Origin of the sequence: Micromonospora sp. WMMB235 (assembly GCF_001855515.1) — a bacterium.
Lineage (GTDB): Bacteria > Actinomycetota > Actinomycetes > Mycobacteriales > Micromonosporaceae > Micromonospora > Micromonospora aurantiaca.
Genome location: NZ_MDRX01000001.1, coordinates 1,454,302 through 1,467,954, shown reverse-complemented (window position 1 = coordinate 1,467,954; position 13,653 = coordinate 1,454,302). Strand labels below are relative to the sequence as shown.

15 protein-coding genes are annotated in these 13,653 nt (G+C 73.3%); 1 reads left to right on the top strand and 14 read right to left on the bottom strand.

Annotation, left to right across the window (positions count from 1 at the left end; genetic code table 11):
- Positions 1-105: 105 nt before the first annotated feature.
- The 9 genes from BFV98_RS06400 to trxA all read right to left on the bottom strand — a co-directional run bounded on the left by BFV98_RS06400 (position 106) and on the right by trxA (position 7,254).
- On the bottom strand, positions 106-1,785 hold the full coding sequence (locus BFV98_RS06400) for a long-chain-fatty-acid--CoA ligase (RefSeq protein WP_071095354.1): 1,680 nt from the start codon (positions 1,783-1,785) through the stop codon (positions 106-108).
- A gap of 101 nt (positions 1,786-1,886) precedes the next feature.
- Positions 1,887-2,066: a hypothetical protein gene (locus BFV98_RS06395; protein WP_013285924.1), complete on the bottom strand. Its 180-nt coding sequence runs from the start codon at positions 2,064-2,066 to the stop codon at positions 1,887-1,889.
- 72 nt (positions 2,067-2,138) lie between these two features.
- On the bottom strand, positions 2,139-2,849 hold the full coding sequence (locus BFV98_RS06390; RefSeq protein WP_013285925.1) for a hypothetical protein: 711 nt from the start codon (positions 2,847-2,849) through the stop codon (positions 2,139-2,141).
- Between the two features lie 82 nt (positions 2,850-2,931).
- Positions 2,932-3,540 carry a bifunctional 2-polyprenyl-6-hydroxyphenol methylase/3-demethylubiquinol 3-O-methyltransferase UbiG gene (locus BFV98_RS06385; protein ID WP_071095352.1) on the bottom strand — a complete coding sequence of 203 codons (609 nt, stop codon included), beginning with the start codon at positions 3,538-3,540 and terminating at the stop codon, positions 2,932-2,934.
- Positions 3,479-4,375: a sulfite exporter TauE/SafE family protein gene (locus BFV98_RS06380; protein WP_071095350.1), complete on the bottom strand. Its 897-nt coding sequence runs from the start codon at positions 4,373-4,375 to the stop codon at positions 3,479-3,481. The genes BFV98_RS06385 and BFV98_RS06380 overlap by 62 nt, the downstream gene beginning before the upstream one ends.
- Positions 4,372-4,956 carry a rhodanese-like domain-containing protein gene (locus tag BFV98_RS06375; protein WP_013285928.1) on the bottom strand — a complete coding sequence of 195 codons (585 nt, stop codon included), beginning with the start codon at positions 4,954-4,956 and terminating at the stop codon, positions 4,372-4,374. Before BFV98_RS06375 ends, BFV98_RS06380 begins: the two co-directional genes overlap by 4 nt.
- An 85-nt stretch (positions 4,957-5,041) precedes the next feature.
- Positions 5,042-6,442, bottom strand: coding sequence for an MBL fold metallo-hydrolase (locus tag BFV98_RS06370; protein ID WP_071095348.1), 1,401 nt, complete (start codon positions 6,440-6,442; stop codon positions 5,042-5,044).
- 138 nt (positions 6,443-6,580) lie between these two features.
- Entirely contained in the window at positions 6,581-6,850 is a 270-nt protein-coding gene (locus tag BFV98_RS06365) for a metal-sensitive transcriptional regulator (protein ID WP_013285930.1), read from the bottom strand.
- A gap of 53 nt (positions 6,851-6,903) precedes the next feature.
- Positions 6,904-7,254, bottom strand: a complete 351-nt coding sequence (gene trxA, locus BFV98_RS06360; RefSeq protein WP_013285931.1) for a thioredoxin — start codon at positions 7,252-7,254, stop codon at positions 6,904-6,906.
- Positions 7,255-7,650: 396 nt separating this feature from the next.
- On the opposite strand from trxA, the gene eccB reads away from it, so the two are divergent.
- Positions 7,651-9,060, top strand: coding sequence for a type VII secretion protein EccB (gene eccB, locus BFV98_RS06355; RefSeq protein ID WP_071095346.1), 1,410 nt, complete (start codon positions 7,651-7,653; stop codon positions 9,058-9,060).
- Positions 9,061-9,099: 39 nt separating this feature from the next.
- Here the strand turns inward: eccB and BFV98_RS06350 are convergent, their stop codons facing one another.
- The 5 genes from BFV98_RS06350 to BFV98_RS06330 are packed head-to-tail and all read right to left on the bottom strand — an operon-like array spanning position 9,100 to position 13,576.
- Entirely contained in the window at positions 9,100-9,705 is a 606-nt protein-coding gene (locus BFV98_RS06350) for a bifunctional 2-polyprenyl-6-hydroxyphenol methylase/3-demethylubiquinol 3-O-methyltransferase UbiG (RefSeq protein ID WP_013285933.1), read from the bottom strand.
- A 32-nt stretch (positions 9,706-9,737) separates the two neighbouring features.
- Positions 9,738-10,340, bottom strand: a complete 603-nt coding sequence (locus BFV98_RS06345; protein WP_013285934.1) for a phosphatase PAP2 family protein — start codon at positions 10,338-10,340, stop codon at positions 9,738-9,740.
- Between the two features lie 22 nt (positions 10,341-10,362).
- On the bottom strand, positions 10,363-11,229 hold the full coding sequence (locus BFV98_RS06340; protein ID WP_013285935.1) for a carbohydrate ABC transporter permease: 867 nt from the start codon (positions 11,227-11,229) through the stop codon (positions 10,363-10,365).
- The gene (locus tag BFV98_RS06335) at positions 11,229-12,188 is read right to left on the bottom strand and encodes a carbohydrate ABC transporter permease (RefSeq protein WP_071095345.1); all 960 of its coding nucleotides are present in this window, start codon (positions 12,186-12,188) and stop codon (positions 11,229-11,231) included. The genes BFV98_RS06340 and BFV98_RS06335 overlap by 1 nt, the downstream gene beginning before the upstream one ends.
- On the bottom strand, positions 12,185-13,576 hold the full coding sequence (locus BFV98_RS06330; protein ID WP_071095343.1) for an ABC transporter substrate-binding protein: 1,392 nt from the start codon (positions 13,574-13,576) through the stop codon (positions 12,185-12,187). Before BFV98_RS06330 ends, BFV98_RS06335 begins: the two co-directional genes overlap by 4 nt.
- Between the last annotated feature and the right edge of the window lie 77 nt (positions 13,577-13,653).

The window sequence follows — 13,653 nt, the reverse complement described above, 5'->3', positions numbered from 1 at the left end:
TCAACCGCGGTGAGACCACTCGCCGGTGGAACGCCGTGGGTGTCTGGGGCCGCGTATGACACCCATGGCGTTCCACTCGTCGCCGGCCGGCGAGGGGCCTGCGGGTCAGCGGCGGGCGAGCAGACGTTCGCGGACCTCGCGACGCAGGATCTTGCCGATCTGGGAGTAGGGCAGCTCGTCGACGATCACGACCCGGCGCGGCACCTTGTACCCGGCCAGGTGGGTGCGGCACGAGGTCCGGATCGCCTCCGGGCTGCCGGCCACCGCCGGGTCGACCACCACCGCAGCGACGACCTCCTCGCCGTCGTCGGTGGGCATTCCCACGGCGGCGGCCTCCCGTACGCCGGGGACGCGGCGCAGCGCCTCCTCCACCTCGGACGGGTAGACGTTGAAGCCGCCCGTGATGATCAGCTCCTTGATCCGGTCCACCACCGTCACGAAGCCGTCGGCGTCCATGGTGACGATGTCGCCGGTCCGCATCCAGCCACCAGGCAGCAGCACCTTGGCGGTCTCCTCGGGCCGGTGCCAATAGCCGGTGAACACCTGCGGGCCGCGGACCAGCAGCTCGCCGGCCTCGCCCGGCGCACGGTCGCGGCTCGGGTCCTCCGGGTCGACGATGCGCACGTCGGTGGAGGGGAACGGCACGCCCACGGTGCCGGGCCTTCGGGTCGGCGCGACCGGGTTGCCCACTGTGATCGGGGACGTCTCGGTCATCCCGTACCCCTCGACCAGCAGGCCGCCGGTCACCTGCTCCCACAGCTCCACGGTGGCCGGTGGCAGCGACATCGCGCCGGACAGCGCGTACCGGATGGAGGTGAGGTCGACGCCGCGCTCGCGGGCGACGCTGGCCAGCTTCGCGTAGACCGGCGGCACCGCGGGCAGGAACGTCGGCGGGCGGCGGCGGACCGCGTCGAGCACCTGGTCGGCGTCGAAGCGGGGGAACAGCACCAGCGTCGCCCCGATGCTGACGGCGAAGGTGAGGCAGAGCGTCAGCCCGTAGGCGTGGAACAGCGGCAGCACCGCGTACACCGTCTCCGCGCCGTCGCGCAGGCCCGGCACCCAGGCCCGGCCCTGCGCGGCGTTGGCGCGCAGGTTGCGGTGGGTCAGCACCGCGCCCTTGGGCTCGCCGGTGGTGCCGCCGGTGTACTGGAGCAGCGCCACGTCCCCGGCCTCCGGCGCGGGATGCCCGGCGGGCAGCGGCCCGGCGGCGGCGACCAGCTCCGACCAGGGCAGCGCGCCGGGCGCGGGGGCGGTCATCGCGGCCCGGGCGGCGCGGACCTTCGGCAGCGGCACCCGCAGCGCCCACCGCTTGAGCCGCGGCAGCGCCGCGGTCAGGTCGACCGACACCACGGTACGCACGGCGCCGCGTCCCGCCACCAGCGGCGCGACCTTGTCCCACACGATCGCGACGCCTGCGCCGTGGTCGGTGAGCTGCCGGTCCAGCTCGTCGGCGGTGTAGAGCGGGTTGTGCTCGACGACCACCGCGCCGAGGCGCAGCACGGCGTAGAACGCGACCACGTGCTGGGGGCAGTTCGGCAGCACCAGGGCCACCCGGTCGCCCGGGCCGACGCCGAGCCGGCGCAGCGCCTCGGCGGCGCGGGCGACCTGGTCGGCCAGCTCGGTGAACGTGGTGGTGGCGCCGTAGAAGTCGAGCGCGACCCGGGGGCCGAACCGTCCGGCCGCCTCGGTGAGCAGGTCGACGAGCGAGCCGTCCGGCTCGGCGATGTCAGCCGGCACCCCGGGTGCGTAGCTACGGGTCCAGGGTCGCTGGGCTGTCGCGTCCATCGCCGTTACTCCTCGTCGCGCGGATGACGCCCCCAGCCTAACTTAACCGCCCGGTAACCTACGCTTACGTAGGTTGCCGGGTCGGTCACACTCTCCGCAGGTCAGCGTCGGCGGGTCGAATGCTGGTGCACCACCTGCCGGCCCTTCACGATCCCGAAGATGATCACCGCGGCGAGCGCGATCACGCCGATGATGACGAGCCAGCGGACCGCCTCCAGCAGCAGCCCGAGCAGGATGAGCACACCGGCGACCACGCCGACCACCCAGAGCAACGCGCGCATGTCCCAGCCTCCCGTCGTACGGTGGGCCGTGCGCTTTCCCGCTGCTCGTGCGGCCATGCGCCGCCGGGTGGATCAGTGCCGGGCCACGTACACGGTGTTCGCCGCCTCCCGGCCCTGCAACGGGTTCGGGAACCGGACGACGTGCGCCACCGAGGTCGGGAACACCTCGGTCAGCGTGCGCTGGAACGCCGGATCCGGCGGGTCGTTCGACCACAGCGCGAAGACGCCCTCCGGATGCAGCAGCGCGGCCAGCCGCCGCAGCCCGTCGACCGTGTAGAACGCGGCGTGGCTGGGGTGCAGCACCTGGCGGGGGGAGTGGTCCACGTCCAGCAGGACCGCGTGGAAGCGGCGCCCGGGCTCGTCGCTGTCGAAACCGTCGCCGGCGACCGCGGCGAAGAAGTCCGCCCGCACGAACCGGGTACGCGGATCGGTGGCCAGCCCGGCGGCGAACGGCAGCAGATCCCGCCGGTGCCAGTCGATCACGTCCTCGATCGCCTCCACCACCAGCAGCGAGCGCACCCGGGGATCCTCCAGCGCGGTACGCGCTGTGTAGCCGAGCCCGAGCCCGCCGACCACCACGTCCAGCGCGTCACCGGTCAGCGGAGCCAGCCCGAGCCGGGCCAGTTCGATCTCCGCGACCGGGAAGGCGCTGGACATGAGGTACTCGTCGTCGAGCTTCACCTCGTACACGTCGGAGTCCAGTGCCGGGTCACGGCGCCGCCGCAGGCTGATCTCGCCGATCGGCGTCTCCCGCCAGGCCAGTTCCTCGAAACGCGCGCCCACCCGGTGTCCTCTCCGCCGATCCGTCCCCGGATGCTACCGGCCGGGGCCCGGCCCGGCCCGGCGAAACGGGGGCGGACGGCGGTCAGTCGGCGGGGCGGGTGGCCACCACGACGGTGTCCAGCGCGTCGACTGTGCCGCCGTCGGTGGCCGGGACCGGCCGGCGGGTCGTCTCGGCCCGCTGCACACGCAGCCCGGCCAGCCCGTCGACCACCGACTCCGGCGTGATCAGCACGTCCGGATCCTGCGGGCCGCCGATGCCGCCGGAGAGGTTGGCCAGGTCGTGGCCCACCACGACGAGCGTGCCGCCGGGGCGCAGCGCGGACTTCGCCGCGGCCAGCACCCCGGCGAACTCCGGCGCGGGCAGGTGCAGGTAGCTGATCAGCACCAGGTCGTAGCTGTTCGGCACCGGCCGGTACGCGGTCACGTCCGCGACCCGCCAGTCGACAGTCACGCCCCGCGCGGCGGCCAGTTCCCGCCCCCGGTCGACGGCCACCGCGGAGAAGTCCACCGCGTTGACCCGCCAGCCCTGACCGGCCAGCCAGACCGCGTTGCGGCCCTCGCCGGCGGCGACGTCCAGCGCTGACCCGGGGGTCAGCCCGGTGACCGACTCGACCACGAAACGGTTGGGCTCAGCGCTCCACACCAGTCCGGGCGTGTCGGCGTACCGGCTGTCCCAGGCGCTGCTGTCCACTGTGTTCCCTCCTCCGGCGGCCCCACACCGCCATGGTGACCGTACCGGCCACGGCAAGCGCTCCCACGGCGAGTCCCCACAGCGGCGGCAACTGCTGCGCGAGCACGAACACGCCCATCACCACGACGAACCAGCCGAACCCCCGGCGCAGCAGGTCGGCCGGGATCCGGCCGGCGAGCCGGCCACCGAGCAGGCTGCCGACGACGGCGGCGGCGGTGACCCCGGCGGCCAGACCCCAGTGGATCTGCACGCTGGACAGGTAGCCGGCCAGGCCGGCGAACGACTTCATCGCGATGACGACCAGCGAGGTGCCGACCGCGATCGGCATCGGCAGCCCGCCCAGCAGGGCCAGGGCCGGCACGACCAGGAAGCCGCCGCCCGCGCCGACCAGGCCGGTGACCAGGCCGACGACCACGCCGTCCCCGACCACCCGCAGCATCGGCAGCTCGTGCGGCACCGGGCGGCCCTCGGCGGACCGGCGGCCGCGCAGCATCGCGACCGCGGTGGCGAGCATCATCAGAGCGAACCCGGTGAGCAGGACGCCGGCCGGGACGAACTCGGCCAGCCGGCCGCCTGCGTACGCGCCGGTCATGCCGGCCACGCCGAAGATGAGCCCGGTGCGCCAGCGGACCCGGTTCGCCCAGGCGTGCGGCAGTACGCCGACGGCGCTGGTCACGCCGACGACCAGCAGCGAGGTGGCGATCGCCTCCTTGGCGGGCAGGTCGGCGACGTAGACCAGCAGCGGCACGGCGAGGATCGACCCGCCGCCGCCGAGCAGGCCCAGCGTCACGCCGATCAGCACCGCGCCGGCCAGCGTCAGGACGAGAGTCGTCACTTGCGGCTCCCGTCACGCAACTGCCCGACGATCGTGTCCAGGTCGCAGCTCGCGCCGCGGTTGTACGGCAGCTTGCTCAGCAGCATGCCCATGGCGCAGGTGTTGGTGAGCGCGGCGAACGTGAGGCCCGCGCCGATGAACGCGGCGACCCACTTCAGGCCGGGCACGAACACCGACGCGACGATCGCGGCGAGCACGATCGAGCCGGCGACGAGGCGTACCTGGCGCTCCAGGTCCCAGCGCGGGCGGCCCTGGTTGACCGGGGCGTTGGTGGCCTGCCAGGCCAGCATGCCGCCGTCGAGCACCTTCACGTTGGGCAGGCCGACGGTGCCGAGCGCCTGACCGGCCTGGCCGGCCCGGACGCCGGAGCGGCAGATCAGCACCACGTCCTCGTCCAGGTGGCTGCGCAGCTCCGCGCGGTGCTCCCGGAGCAGGTCCAGCGGCACGTTGTACGCGCCGGGGATGTGCGCCGCCTCGAACTCACCGGGCGTGCGCACGTCGAGCATCCGGGGCGTACGGCCGGCGGCGATCAGCTCGCGCAGGGTCGCCGCGTCGATGGTGGTGGGGGTGGTCGTGGTCATGCTCTGTCTCCTTCACGGGGTGTTTTCGGGCAGGCTCGGGCGCCGGCCGGCGTAGGGACACGCCGGCCGGGCGCTCGGGGAGAGGTCAGGCGGTGGGCGCCATGCGTACGCCGGCCTCCTCGGCCCGGCCGTACGAGTCGTCGATCAGCACCACGTCACGGCCGGCGTTGGCGAGCAGGGACGCGGCGGCGGTGGCCCGGTAGCCGGAGCCGCAGTGCACCCAGACGGTCCCGGCGGGGATGTCGGCGAGCCGCTTCGGCACGTCCGGCAGCGGCACGTGCACCGCGCCGTCGACGTGCCCGGCCTTCCACTCGTTCGTCATCCGCACGTCGAGGACGACCTGCGGCTCGGGCAGCCCGGCCGGGGTCTTCCCGGCCTGCGCGGCGGCGAGCGCGCCGAAGTCGGCCACCGCCAGCTCCCGCAGCTGCGACGGGTCGCCGGTCCACTGCTCGGGCTCGCCGGTGGCCTGGGCGGCCGGACGGTCGATGCCGATGCGGACCAGTTCCCGCTGGGCGTCGGCGACCTGCTCCGGGGTCTGCGCCAGGAACGTGATCGGCACACCCCACTCGATCAGCCAGCCGAGCCACGTCGACATCGGCCCGTCGAGGCCGAGGCTGACGGTGCCGGCCAGGTGTGAGGCCGCGTACGCCTTGCGGTGGCGCAGGTCGACCACCCACTCGCCGGCGGCGATACGACGGCGCAGCTCGTCGGCGTCGGCGCGGGCCACCGGCGTGAGGTCGACCGGGGCGGGACCGGCGGCGTTGGCGACGCCCATGTGGGCGTAGTACGCCGGGTAGGCGTCCAGCCCGGCCAGCGTCTCGGTGACGAACTGGTCGGCGGCCAGCCGCAGCACCGGGTTGGCCTCCTTCTCCCGGCCGATCGTCGACTCGGGGGCGTCGGCCTGGCTGGCCGAGCAGAAGCTGCCGAAGCCGTGCGTGGGCCAGACCTGCGCGCCGTCGGGCAGCAGGTCGGCCAGCTTGCGCGCCGAGGCGTACTGGTGGTGCGCCAGTTCGTGCGCGTACTGCTGGCCGAGCAGGTCGGTGCGGCCGGTGGTGCCGAACAGCAGCGAGCCGCCGGTGAACACGCCGGCCGCCGTCCAGCCGCCGTCGGTGGCCTCGTCGAGCGCGTACGACAGGTGGTGGAACGTGTGACCAGGGGTGCCGATCACCCGCAGCCGCATCGTGTCGGACACCGGCACGGTGTCGCCGTCGGTGGCCGGGGTCCGGTCGAACTCGACCGTGTCGGCGGCGGCCACGAGGTACTGCGCGCCGGTGATCCGGGCCAGTTCCAGGCCGCCGGAGACGTAGTCGTTGTGGATGTGCGTCTCGACCACGTGGGTGATCCGTACGCCCTTGGCGCCGGCCAGGTACAGGACGCGGTCGATGTCGCGCTGCGGGTCGACCACGATCGCCACCCGGCCGTCGGAGGCGAGGTAGCTGCGGTCGCCGAGCGAGGAGGTCGTGATGACGGACACGTCGAGAGTCATGCCGTTTCCTCTCATTGCCTATATACCCCGGGGGGTATGCGTGGGACAGTCTGCGGCCTGGGTCTCCAGGCAGGTGTTTACCCGCCCGCGTCGCTGTCACACGGCGCGGGCGGGACTCAGCCGGTCAGGCGGGCGCCGTCAGGCCAGGGACAGGAAGAGCTTCTCCAGCTCCTCCTCGGTCATCTCCGGCTCCTCGCCCGCCTGGCGGGCGGCGTCGCAGTAGCGCATGCCGGAGGCGATGATCTTGAAACCGGCCCGGTCGATGGCCTTGGAGACCGCGGCGAGCTGGGTCAGCGCGGCGCGGCAGTCCTCGCCGTTCTCCATCATCTCGATGACGGCGTTGAGCTGCCCCCGGGCCCGCTTGAGCCGGGTCAGCGCCTCGCCTGTCATCTCCGGTCGAAGATTCACGTCGTACCTCCTGCGCTCGAAGATACCCCAGGGGGTACCAGTGCCGCCACCCGTCAGGCGGTCTTGGCCCGGACCTCGTCCATGTCGAGGTCGCGCACGGCCCGGATCAGCTCCTCCAGCCCGGCCGTCGGCAGGGCGCCCGGCTGGGCGAACACCAGCACGCCGTCCCGGAACGCCATCAGTGTCGGGATCGACCGGATCTGGGCGGCGGCCGCCAGGGCCTGCTCGGCCTCGGTGTCGACCTTGCCGAAGACGATGTCCGGGTGCTGCTCGCTGGCCTTCTCGTAGACCGGCGCGAACGCGCGGCAGGGGCCGCACCAGCCGGCCCAGAAGTCGACCAGGACGATGCCGTCCCGGTTCACGGTCTCCGCGAAGTCGGTGGTGGTCAACGCCACGCTCGCCATCAGTACCTCCGTCGGTTTCAGGTTCCGGCATGTGTAACACACCCCGGGGGGTATCCATTCCGGGGGGTGGTGCCGGGCCGCTGCCTTGATCGACTCCAGGTCGGGGAGGTGGTGTGGTTCGGATGGGTGTGATGCAGCCACCTCGGCGTAATTGCGCCGGGGTGCGGCGTGGGCGGGCCTGCGTCGGTGTTCGTGTGAAGTGGGCGGGCGCTCACCCTGTGGCTTGATCGACTCCAGGTCGGGGAGGTGGTGTGGTCCGGGTGGGCGGGATCCGGCCACCTCGGCGTACTGGCGGAGCGGGCCGACAACCAAGGGTCAGTGAGGGACACGCAGGGTCGCCGGAACATCGACGGAGCGCTTATCCTGTGCGCCGGCGATCCCGGCGGAAGGGACACGATGGCGTCGCGGCAGGACCAACTGCACTCGTACCAGTTCACCGTCCAGCGGGCGGTCGCCGCGCTCGTCATGCGGGAGACGGACCCGCCGCAGTCCCCGTTCCGCCGGCTGGCCGGCGCCGGTCTGGCCAGCGTCCTGGTCGCGGCGATCGCGCTCGGCGGCGTCGCCCTCTACGGCCTGTTCACAGGCGGCGGTGACTCGTGGCGCGAGACCGGCGCGGTGATCGTGGAGAAGGAGTCGGGCGCGCGATTCGTCTACCGCGACGAGAAGCTGCACCCGGTGTCGAACTACGCCTCCGCGCTGCTGATCATCGGAACGGAGCGGCCGAAGACGGTGCTGGTCGGCCGCCGCGCCATCGAAGGGGTGCCGCGTGGTCTGCCGCTCGGCATCGCCGACGCGCCGGACTCGCTGCCCGCGCCGAACCGGCTCGTCCGCGACGCGTGGACGCTCTGCTCGGTGGCGGGCGACGAGGCCGGGCGCGGGGAGACCGGGCGTCCGGCGGCGGGGCGCGGCGAGGCACGCTCGGTGCTGCTGATCGGGCGGGAGGCCGCCGGCGGCCGGGCGCTCGGCGACCAGGGCCTGCTCGCCCGGCACCCGGACGGCGGCCTGCACCTGCTCTGGCACGACCGGCGCTACCTGCTGCGCGACACGGACCGGGTGCTCGCCGCGCTCGCCGCCACCCGGGAACGGGCGGTGCCGGTGGCGGCGGCGCTGCTGAACACGCTACCGGCCGGCGCCGACCTGGCCCCGCCGCCGGTGGACGACCTCGGCGAGCCGTCCGAGCGGGTCACCGGTGCGACGGTGGGCGACGTCTACCTGGTGCGCAACTCCGGCGGCGGACGGCAGTACGCGGTCGCCAAGCGCGGTGGGCTGGCCGGCATCACCGAGTTGCAGGCGGCGCTGCTGCTGGCCCGCACCGGCCAGGGCGAGCCGGAACCGATCACGCTCGGCCGGTTCGCCGCGTTGCCGAAGCTCCCCGGTCTGGTGCCCGGTGGGGCGAGCGCGCCGCCCGCCGTGCCGCCCCGGCTGGCCACCGACGAGGGCGCGCTCTGCGCGCGGGCCGGCGACGACACAGGCGTCCGCGAGCTGCGCCTGGGCGTCACCGCGCCGGACCCGAACGCCGCCGCGCGGACAGCCGGCGGCCGGGCCGGGCTCGCCGACGCGGTGGTGGTCGAGCCGGGACGCGGCGCGCTCGTGGAGGCGGTGCCCGCGCCGGGCGCGACCGGCGGCGCGATCTGCGTGGTCACCGACCTGGGCCGGCGGTACGCGCTGACCGGCGCGGACGTGCCGGGCATGCTCGGGTACGCGGGCGTGCGCCCGGCGCGGCTGCCGGCGGGCCTGGTGGACCTGCTGCCGGCCGGTAGCCCGCTCGACCCGGAGGCCGCCCGCACGGTCGCCGCGCCCGCCTGAGCGCCGAGCGCGCGATCCGCTGGGGAGAAAGAGCAGCGGTCAGCCGGCGGGGCGGCGCAGCACGCTCACCGCGAAGTCGGCGTCGTCCCGCCACGGCCGCAGGTCCCAGGTGGCGAAGCGGTGCTCGGGGCGCAACCCGGCGGCGACCGCGTCGGCGTCCAGGTCGGCCACCGGGTAGCCGCGGTCGGTGCCGAAGCCGACCACGACCAGGCCGTCCGGGCGCACGTGCGCGGCGACGCGGGCCAGCACGTCGCGCTCGGTGCCGGGGGCGACGAAGACCATCACGTTGCCGGCCAGCACCGCGGCGTCGAACGGCTCGGCCTCGCCCTGGGCGGCCAGGTCCAGCTCGGCCAGGTCGGCGACCAGGAAACGGGGGCCGGGATGGTCGGCGCGGGCCGCCTCGACCAGCGTCGGGTCGGCGTCCACGCCCACGACGTCGTGCCCGCGCGCGGCGAGCGCGGCGGCGACCCGGCCGGTGCCGCAGCCGGCGTCCAGGACACGCGCGCCCGGCGGTACGAGCGCGTCGAGCAGCCGCGCCTCACCGGACAGGTCGGCGCCCTCGGCGGCGAGCTGACGGAACCGGTCCACGTACCACTGCGAGTGGCCGGGCTTCGTGTCGGTCACCCAGCGGGTCGGCTTGGCCATGGGGCCACCGTAGCTGATCTTGTGGCAACGGGTCAGGCGAGCGCCAGGAACGTGCCGGCGGCGAGCGGCCCGCCCAGCGCGACGCCGGCCAGCACCTGCGGCCAGGTGTGGTCGCCCAGCCGTACCCGGGACCAGCCGACGGCCGCGACGAGCACCCAGCCGAGGCTCGCGGCCGGGCCGGCCAGCGGCACCAGCACGGCGACGGTGGCGGCGGCCACCGCAGCGTGGATGCTCAGCTTCCACCAGTGGTTCACCAGCGCGCAGGCCGCGCCGACCACGAAGACCACGACGATCACGGCGAACAGTTCGGCCGGCGCGCGGACCGCCGCCAGCAGCAGCAACCCGGCCGCGACCGAGGCCAGCCCGATCGACAGCGGCCGGGCCCGTTGCGTGCGGTCGCCGACGTGCCGGTCGGTGAGGCGTCCCCGACGTACGCCGTGCACGAGCACACCGATCGGGATGACGGCGCAGAACGTGAGCGCGATGCCGCCCCAGAGCAGGAACTGGCCCGCCGAGCGGCTGACCCGGGCGGCGGCGATCAGCGGCAGCGCGGTGACCAGGACGGTCGGGGCGAGCGCCTCGGTGAGCAGCCGGGCCGCCCGCGCGCCGGCCCGGCGCTCCCGTGATGCTCGCACCCGATCATCCTGGCACGGATGCTCAGCCCTTCTCGGCTCCGCTGGTGAGTCCCTCGGTGAGCAGGCGTTCCCCGGCGAAGAACAGCACCACGATCGGCAGCGTGAGGATGACCGAGCCGGCCATCAGCACGGTCTTGGGCACCTCCACGCCGTCGGCGAGCAGGGACAGCCCCAGCGACACGGTCCACCGGTCCGGCCGGTCGACCAGGAACAGCAGCGCGAACAGGTACTCGTTCCAGGCGATCATGAAGTCGTACAGCGCGACCGCCATCACCGACGGGGCCGCGAGGGGCAGGCTGACCCGGCGGATGATCCCGAGCCGGCCGGCGCCGTCGATCGCCGCGGACTCCTCCAGGCTGACCGGGATGGTCTCGAAGTAGTTCTTCAGCATGTAGACCGACACCGGCAGCGTCTGCGAGATGTAGACCAGCACCAGCCCGGTCAGCGACCCGCGCAGCCCGGCCCGGGTGAAGACCACGAACAGCGGGATCGCGATGACTATGGACGGGAACAGGTAGACCGCCAGGAACAGCGCGCTGACCTGCCGGCGGCCGAAGAACCGCAGACGGGACACCGCGTACGCGCCGGGGATGGCGATCACCAGGGTGAGCGCGGTGGCGGCGAGCGCCACCAGGCCGCTGTTACGGATGAACGTGAGGAAGCCCTGGCCGCCGTCGGAGACGGACTTCAGCACCTCGGCGTACGTGGCGACGGTCAGCTCGCCGAACGGCACCCAGAGCGAGCCGGGTTCGAGCAGCAGGCGTTCGATCGGGCGTACCGACAGCACCAGCATGTACCAGAACGGCAGCAGCGTGACCACCAGGAACCCGGCGATCACCAGCCGGCGCAGCCAGCGCAGGCTCACCGTCTCGATCCGGTCCCGGTCCATCACGCCTCCCGTCGCGCGCCGAAGAAGCGCAGGTAGATCGCCACGAACACGAGCAGCACCACGGCGAGCACGACCGCCTGGGCGGCGGCCGCGCCGATGTCGGTGCGGGCGGTGAGGAACTGGTAGACCCGGACGCTCACCACCTCGGTGCCGGCCGCGCCGCCGGTGAGCAGGTAGACGTCGTCGAACTTGTTGAACGTCATGATGAACCGCAGCACCCCGATCAGCGCGATCACCGGCATGAGCTGCGGCAGCAGGATGTGCCGGAACCGCTGCGTGGGTGTGGCACCGTCGACCCGGGCGGCCTCCTCCAGCTCGCCGGGCACCGCCTGGAGCCGGGCCAGCAGGAACAGGAACGCGAACGGGAAGTAGCGCCACGCCTCGAACGCGATCACCGTCCAGAGCGCGGTGGACTCCTGGGACAGGAACGGCACCGGGGAGTCCCAGCCGAGGAAGCGCCGCCCCCAGTCGTTGACGATGCCGAGCTGCGGGTCGAGCATCACCTGCCAGACGAACGTCATGGCGACCACCGGCGCCACGTACGGCAGCAGCATCGACGCGCGCACCAGCGTGCGGCCCCGGAACGGCCCGCGTACGGCCAGCGCCGCCGCGAGGCCGACCACGATCGAGCCGGCGGTGCCGCCGACGCTGTAGAGCACAGTGGTCCCGAGCGTGTCGGCGAACCCGGGCGTGTGCAGCACCCGGTCGATGTTGTCCAGGGTCAGCTCGCCGAACAGGCCGGTCTTGCGCAGCGTCGCCAGGCGTACCCGCTGGAAGGCCAGCACCACCGTCCAGACGATGGGTATGCCGATCACCGCGACCACGACGAGCAGGGTCGGGGTGACCAGCGCGAGCCCGGCGCGGGACTCGCGGCGGAGCAGCGTCAGCGGGCGTCGGCCGGGTCGGCGGGGTCGCTCCGGCGCGGGGGAGCGGCCGGCCTCCGGCGCGGTGGTGGTCAATTGACGCCCTTGGCTATCGCTTCGACGTCCTTGCGGGCGCGTTCGGCGGCGGCGCGGGCGTCGGACCTGCCGCCGACGACGTCGGCCAGCGCCTTGGGTACGGGCAGCTCACCGAGGATGGCGCCGACGAGCTTGCCCTGGTTCTCGGTCAGGCCCCAGCGCTGGAACGTGTCGGGGCTGCGCCGCAGCGTGGCGAGCACGTCCTCGCCGTAGACCTCCGACAGCGGCTTCTTGGTGTCCACCCCGGCCGGGCTGGTGTTCCAGGCGGTCCGGAACTTCTGCTTGTCCTCCGGGGTGCCGGTGCGCACCGGGAAACGCCCCTCGGGGGACATGCCGAACCAGCGCGGGTAGCCGTCGGAGAGCATGTACTCCACGAACGACTTCGCCGGGTCGGCGGCGCCGTCGAGCACCGCCCAGGAGCTGACCTCGCCGTACTGGGCGGGTTCGGTGCCGTTGGGGCCCTTGATCGCGGTGACGAACCCGCTGTTCTTCGCGAGCCAGGCCGGGTCGGACTGGCACTGCGGGCAGGTCGGCCGGGCGTCGGCGCGCAGCCCGGCCAGCTCGTCGAGGATGAACGGCGACCAGATCAGCATGGCCGCCTTGCCGGCGAAGTAGGTGGCCCGGGTGGTGTCGACGTCCTGGGCGCCCTTGACGGAGTTGTTCCGCATCAGGTCGCCGTAGAAGCGGAACGCCTCGACGCACTCGGGGGAGTCCAGAGTGACAGTGCCGGAGTCGTCGGTGAGCCGGCAGTTGTTCGCCAGCGCCAGATGCTCGAACGTCTGCTGGGTGAACACGTCACCGGGGGAGGTGGCCGCGGTGATGCCGGCGACGCCGCCGGTGTTCAGCTTCGCCGCCGCGGTGGCGATCTTCTCGTACGTGTCGGGCGCCGGCAGGCCGGCGGCGGCGAACAGGTCCTTGCGGTAGACGAGCAGCTGGCCCCACCCGTCGCTCGGTACGGCGAGCTGCGTGCCGCCGTCGCTGGTGAGTTCCAGCGCGCGGGGCGTGAACGTGTCCCGGCCGAGCCGGTCGACGACGGCGGCGTTGGCGTCGGCGTCGAGGAGTTCGTTGGCGGACAGCGTGCGCACCCCGGCCAGTGAGACCGAGCCGACCACGTCGGGCAGGTCGCCGGCGGCGGCGCTGGAGGCGATCAGGGACGGGAACTGGTCCTCGTTGACGGTGACCAGGTTGACCTTGACGCCGGTCTTGGCGGTGTAGTCGGCGATGATCGCCTTGGTGGCGGCGACGCGGTCCGCCACGTCTTCCAGGCTCCAGACGGTGATCTGCGAACTGTCGGATTTCTGCCCGTCGTCGCTGCATGCGGCCACGCCGGTCCCGGCCAGTGCCAGGATCAGGCTGATTGCGAGCCGCCGCGTGGAGGGTGATGACATCGGTGGCACTCCTCTCGAAAGAGCACGGCCTGCCGCTAATACCCATCGATTCATCAATCGAATCACATATGCCCATT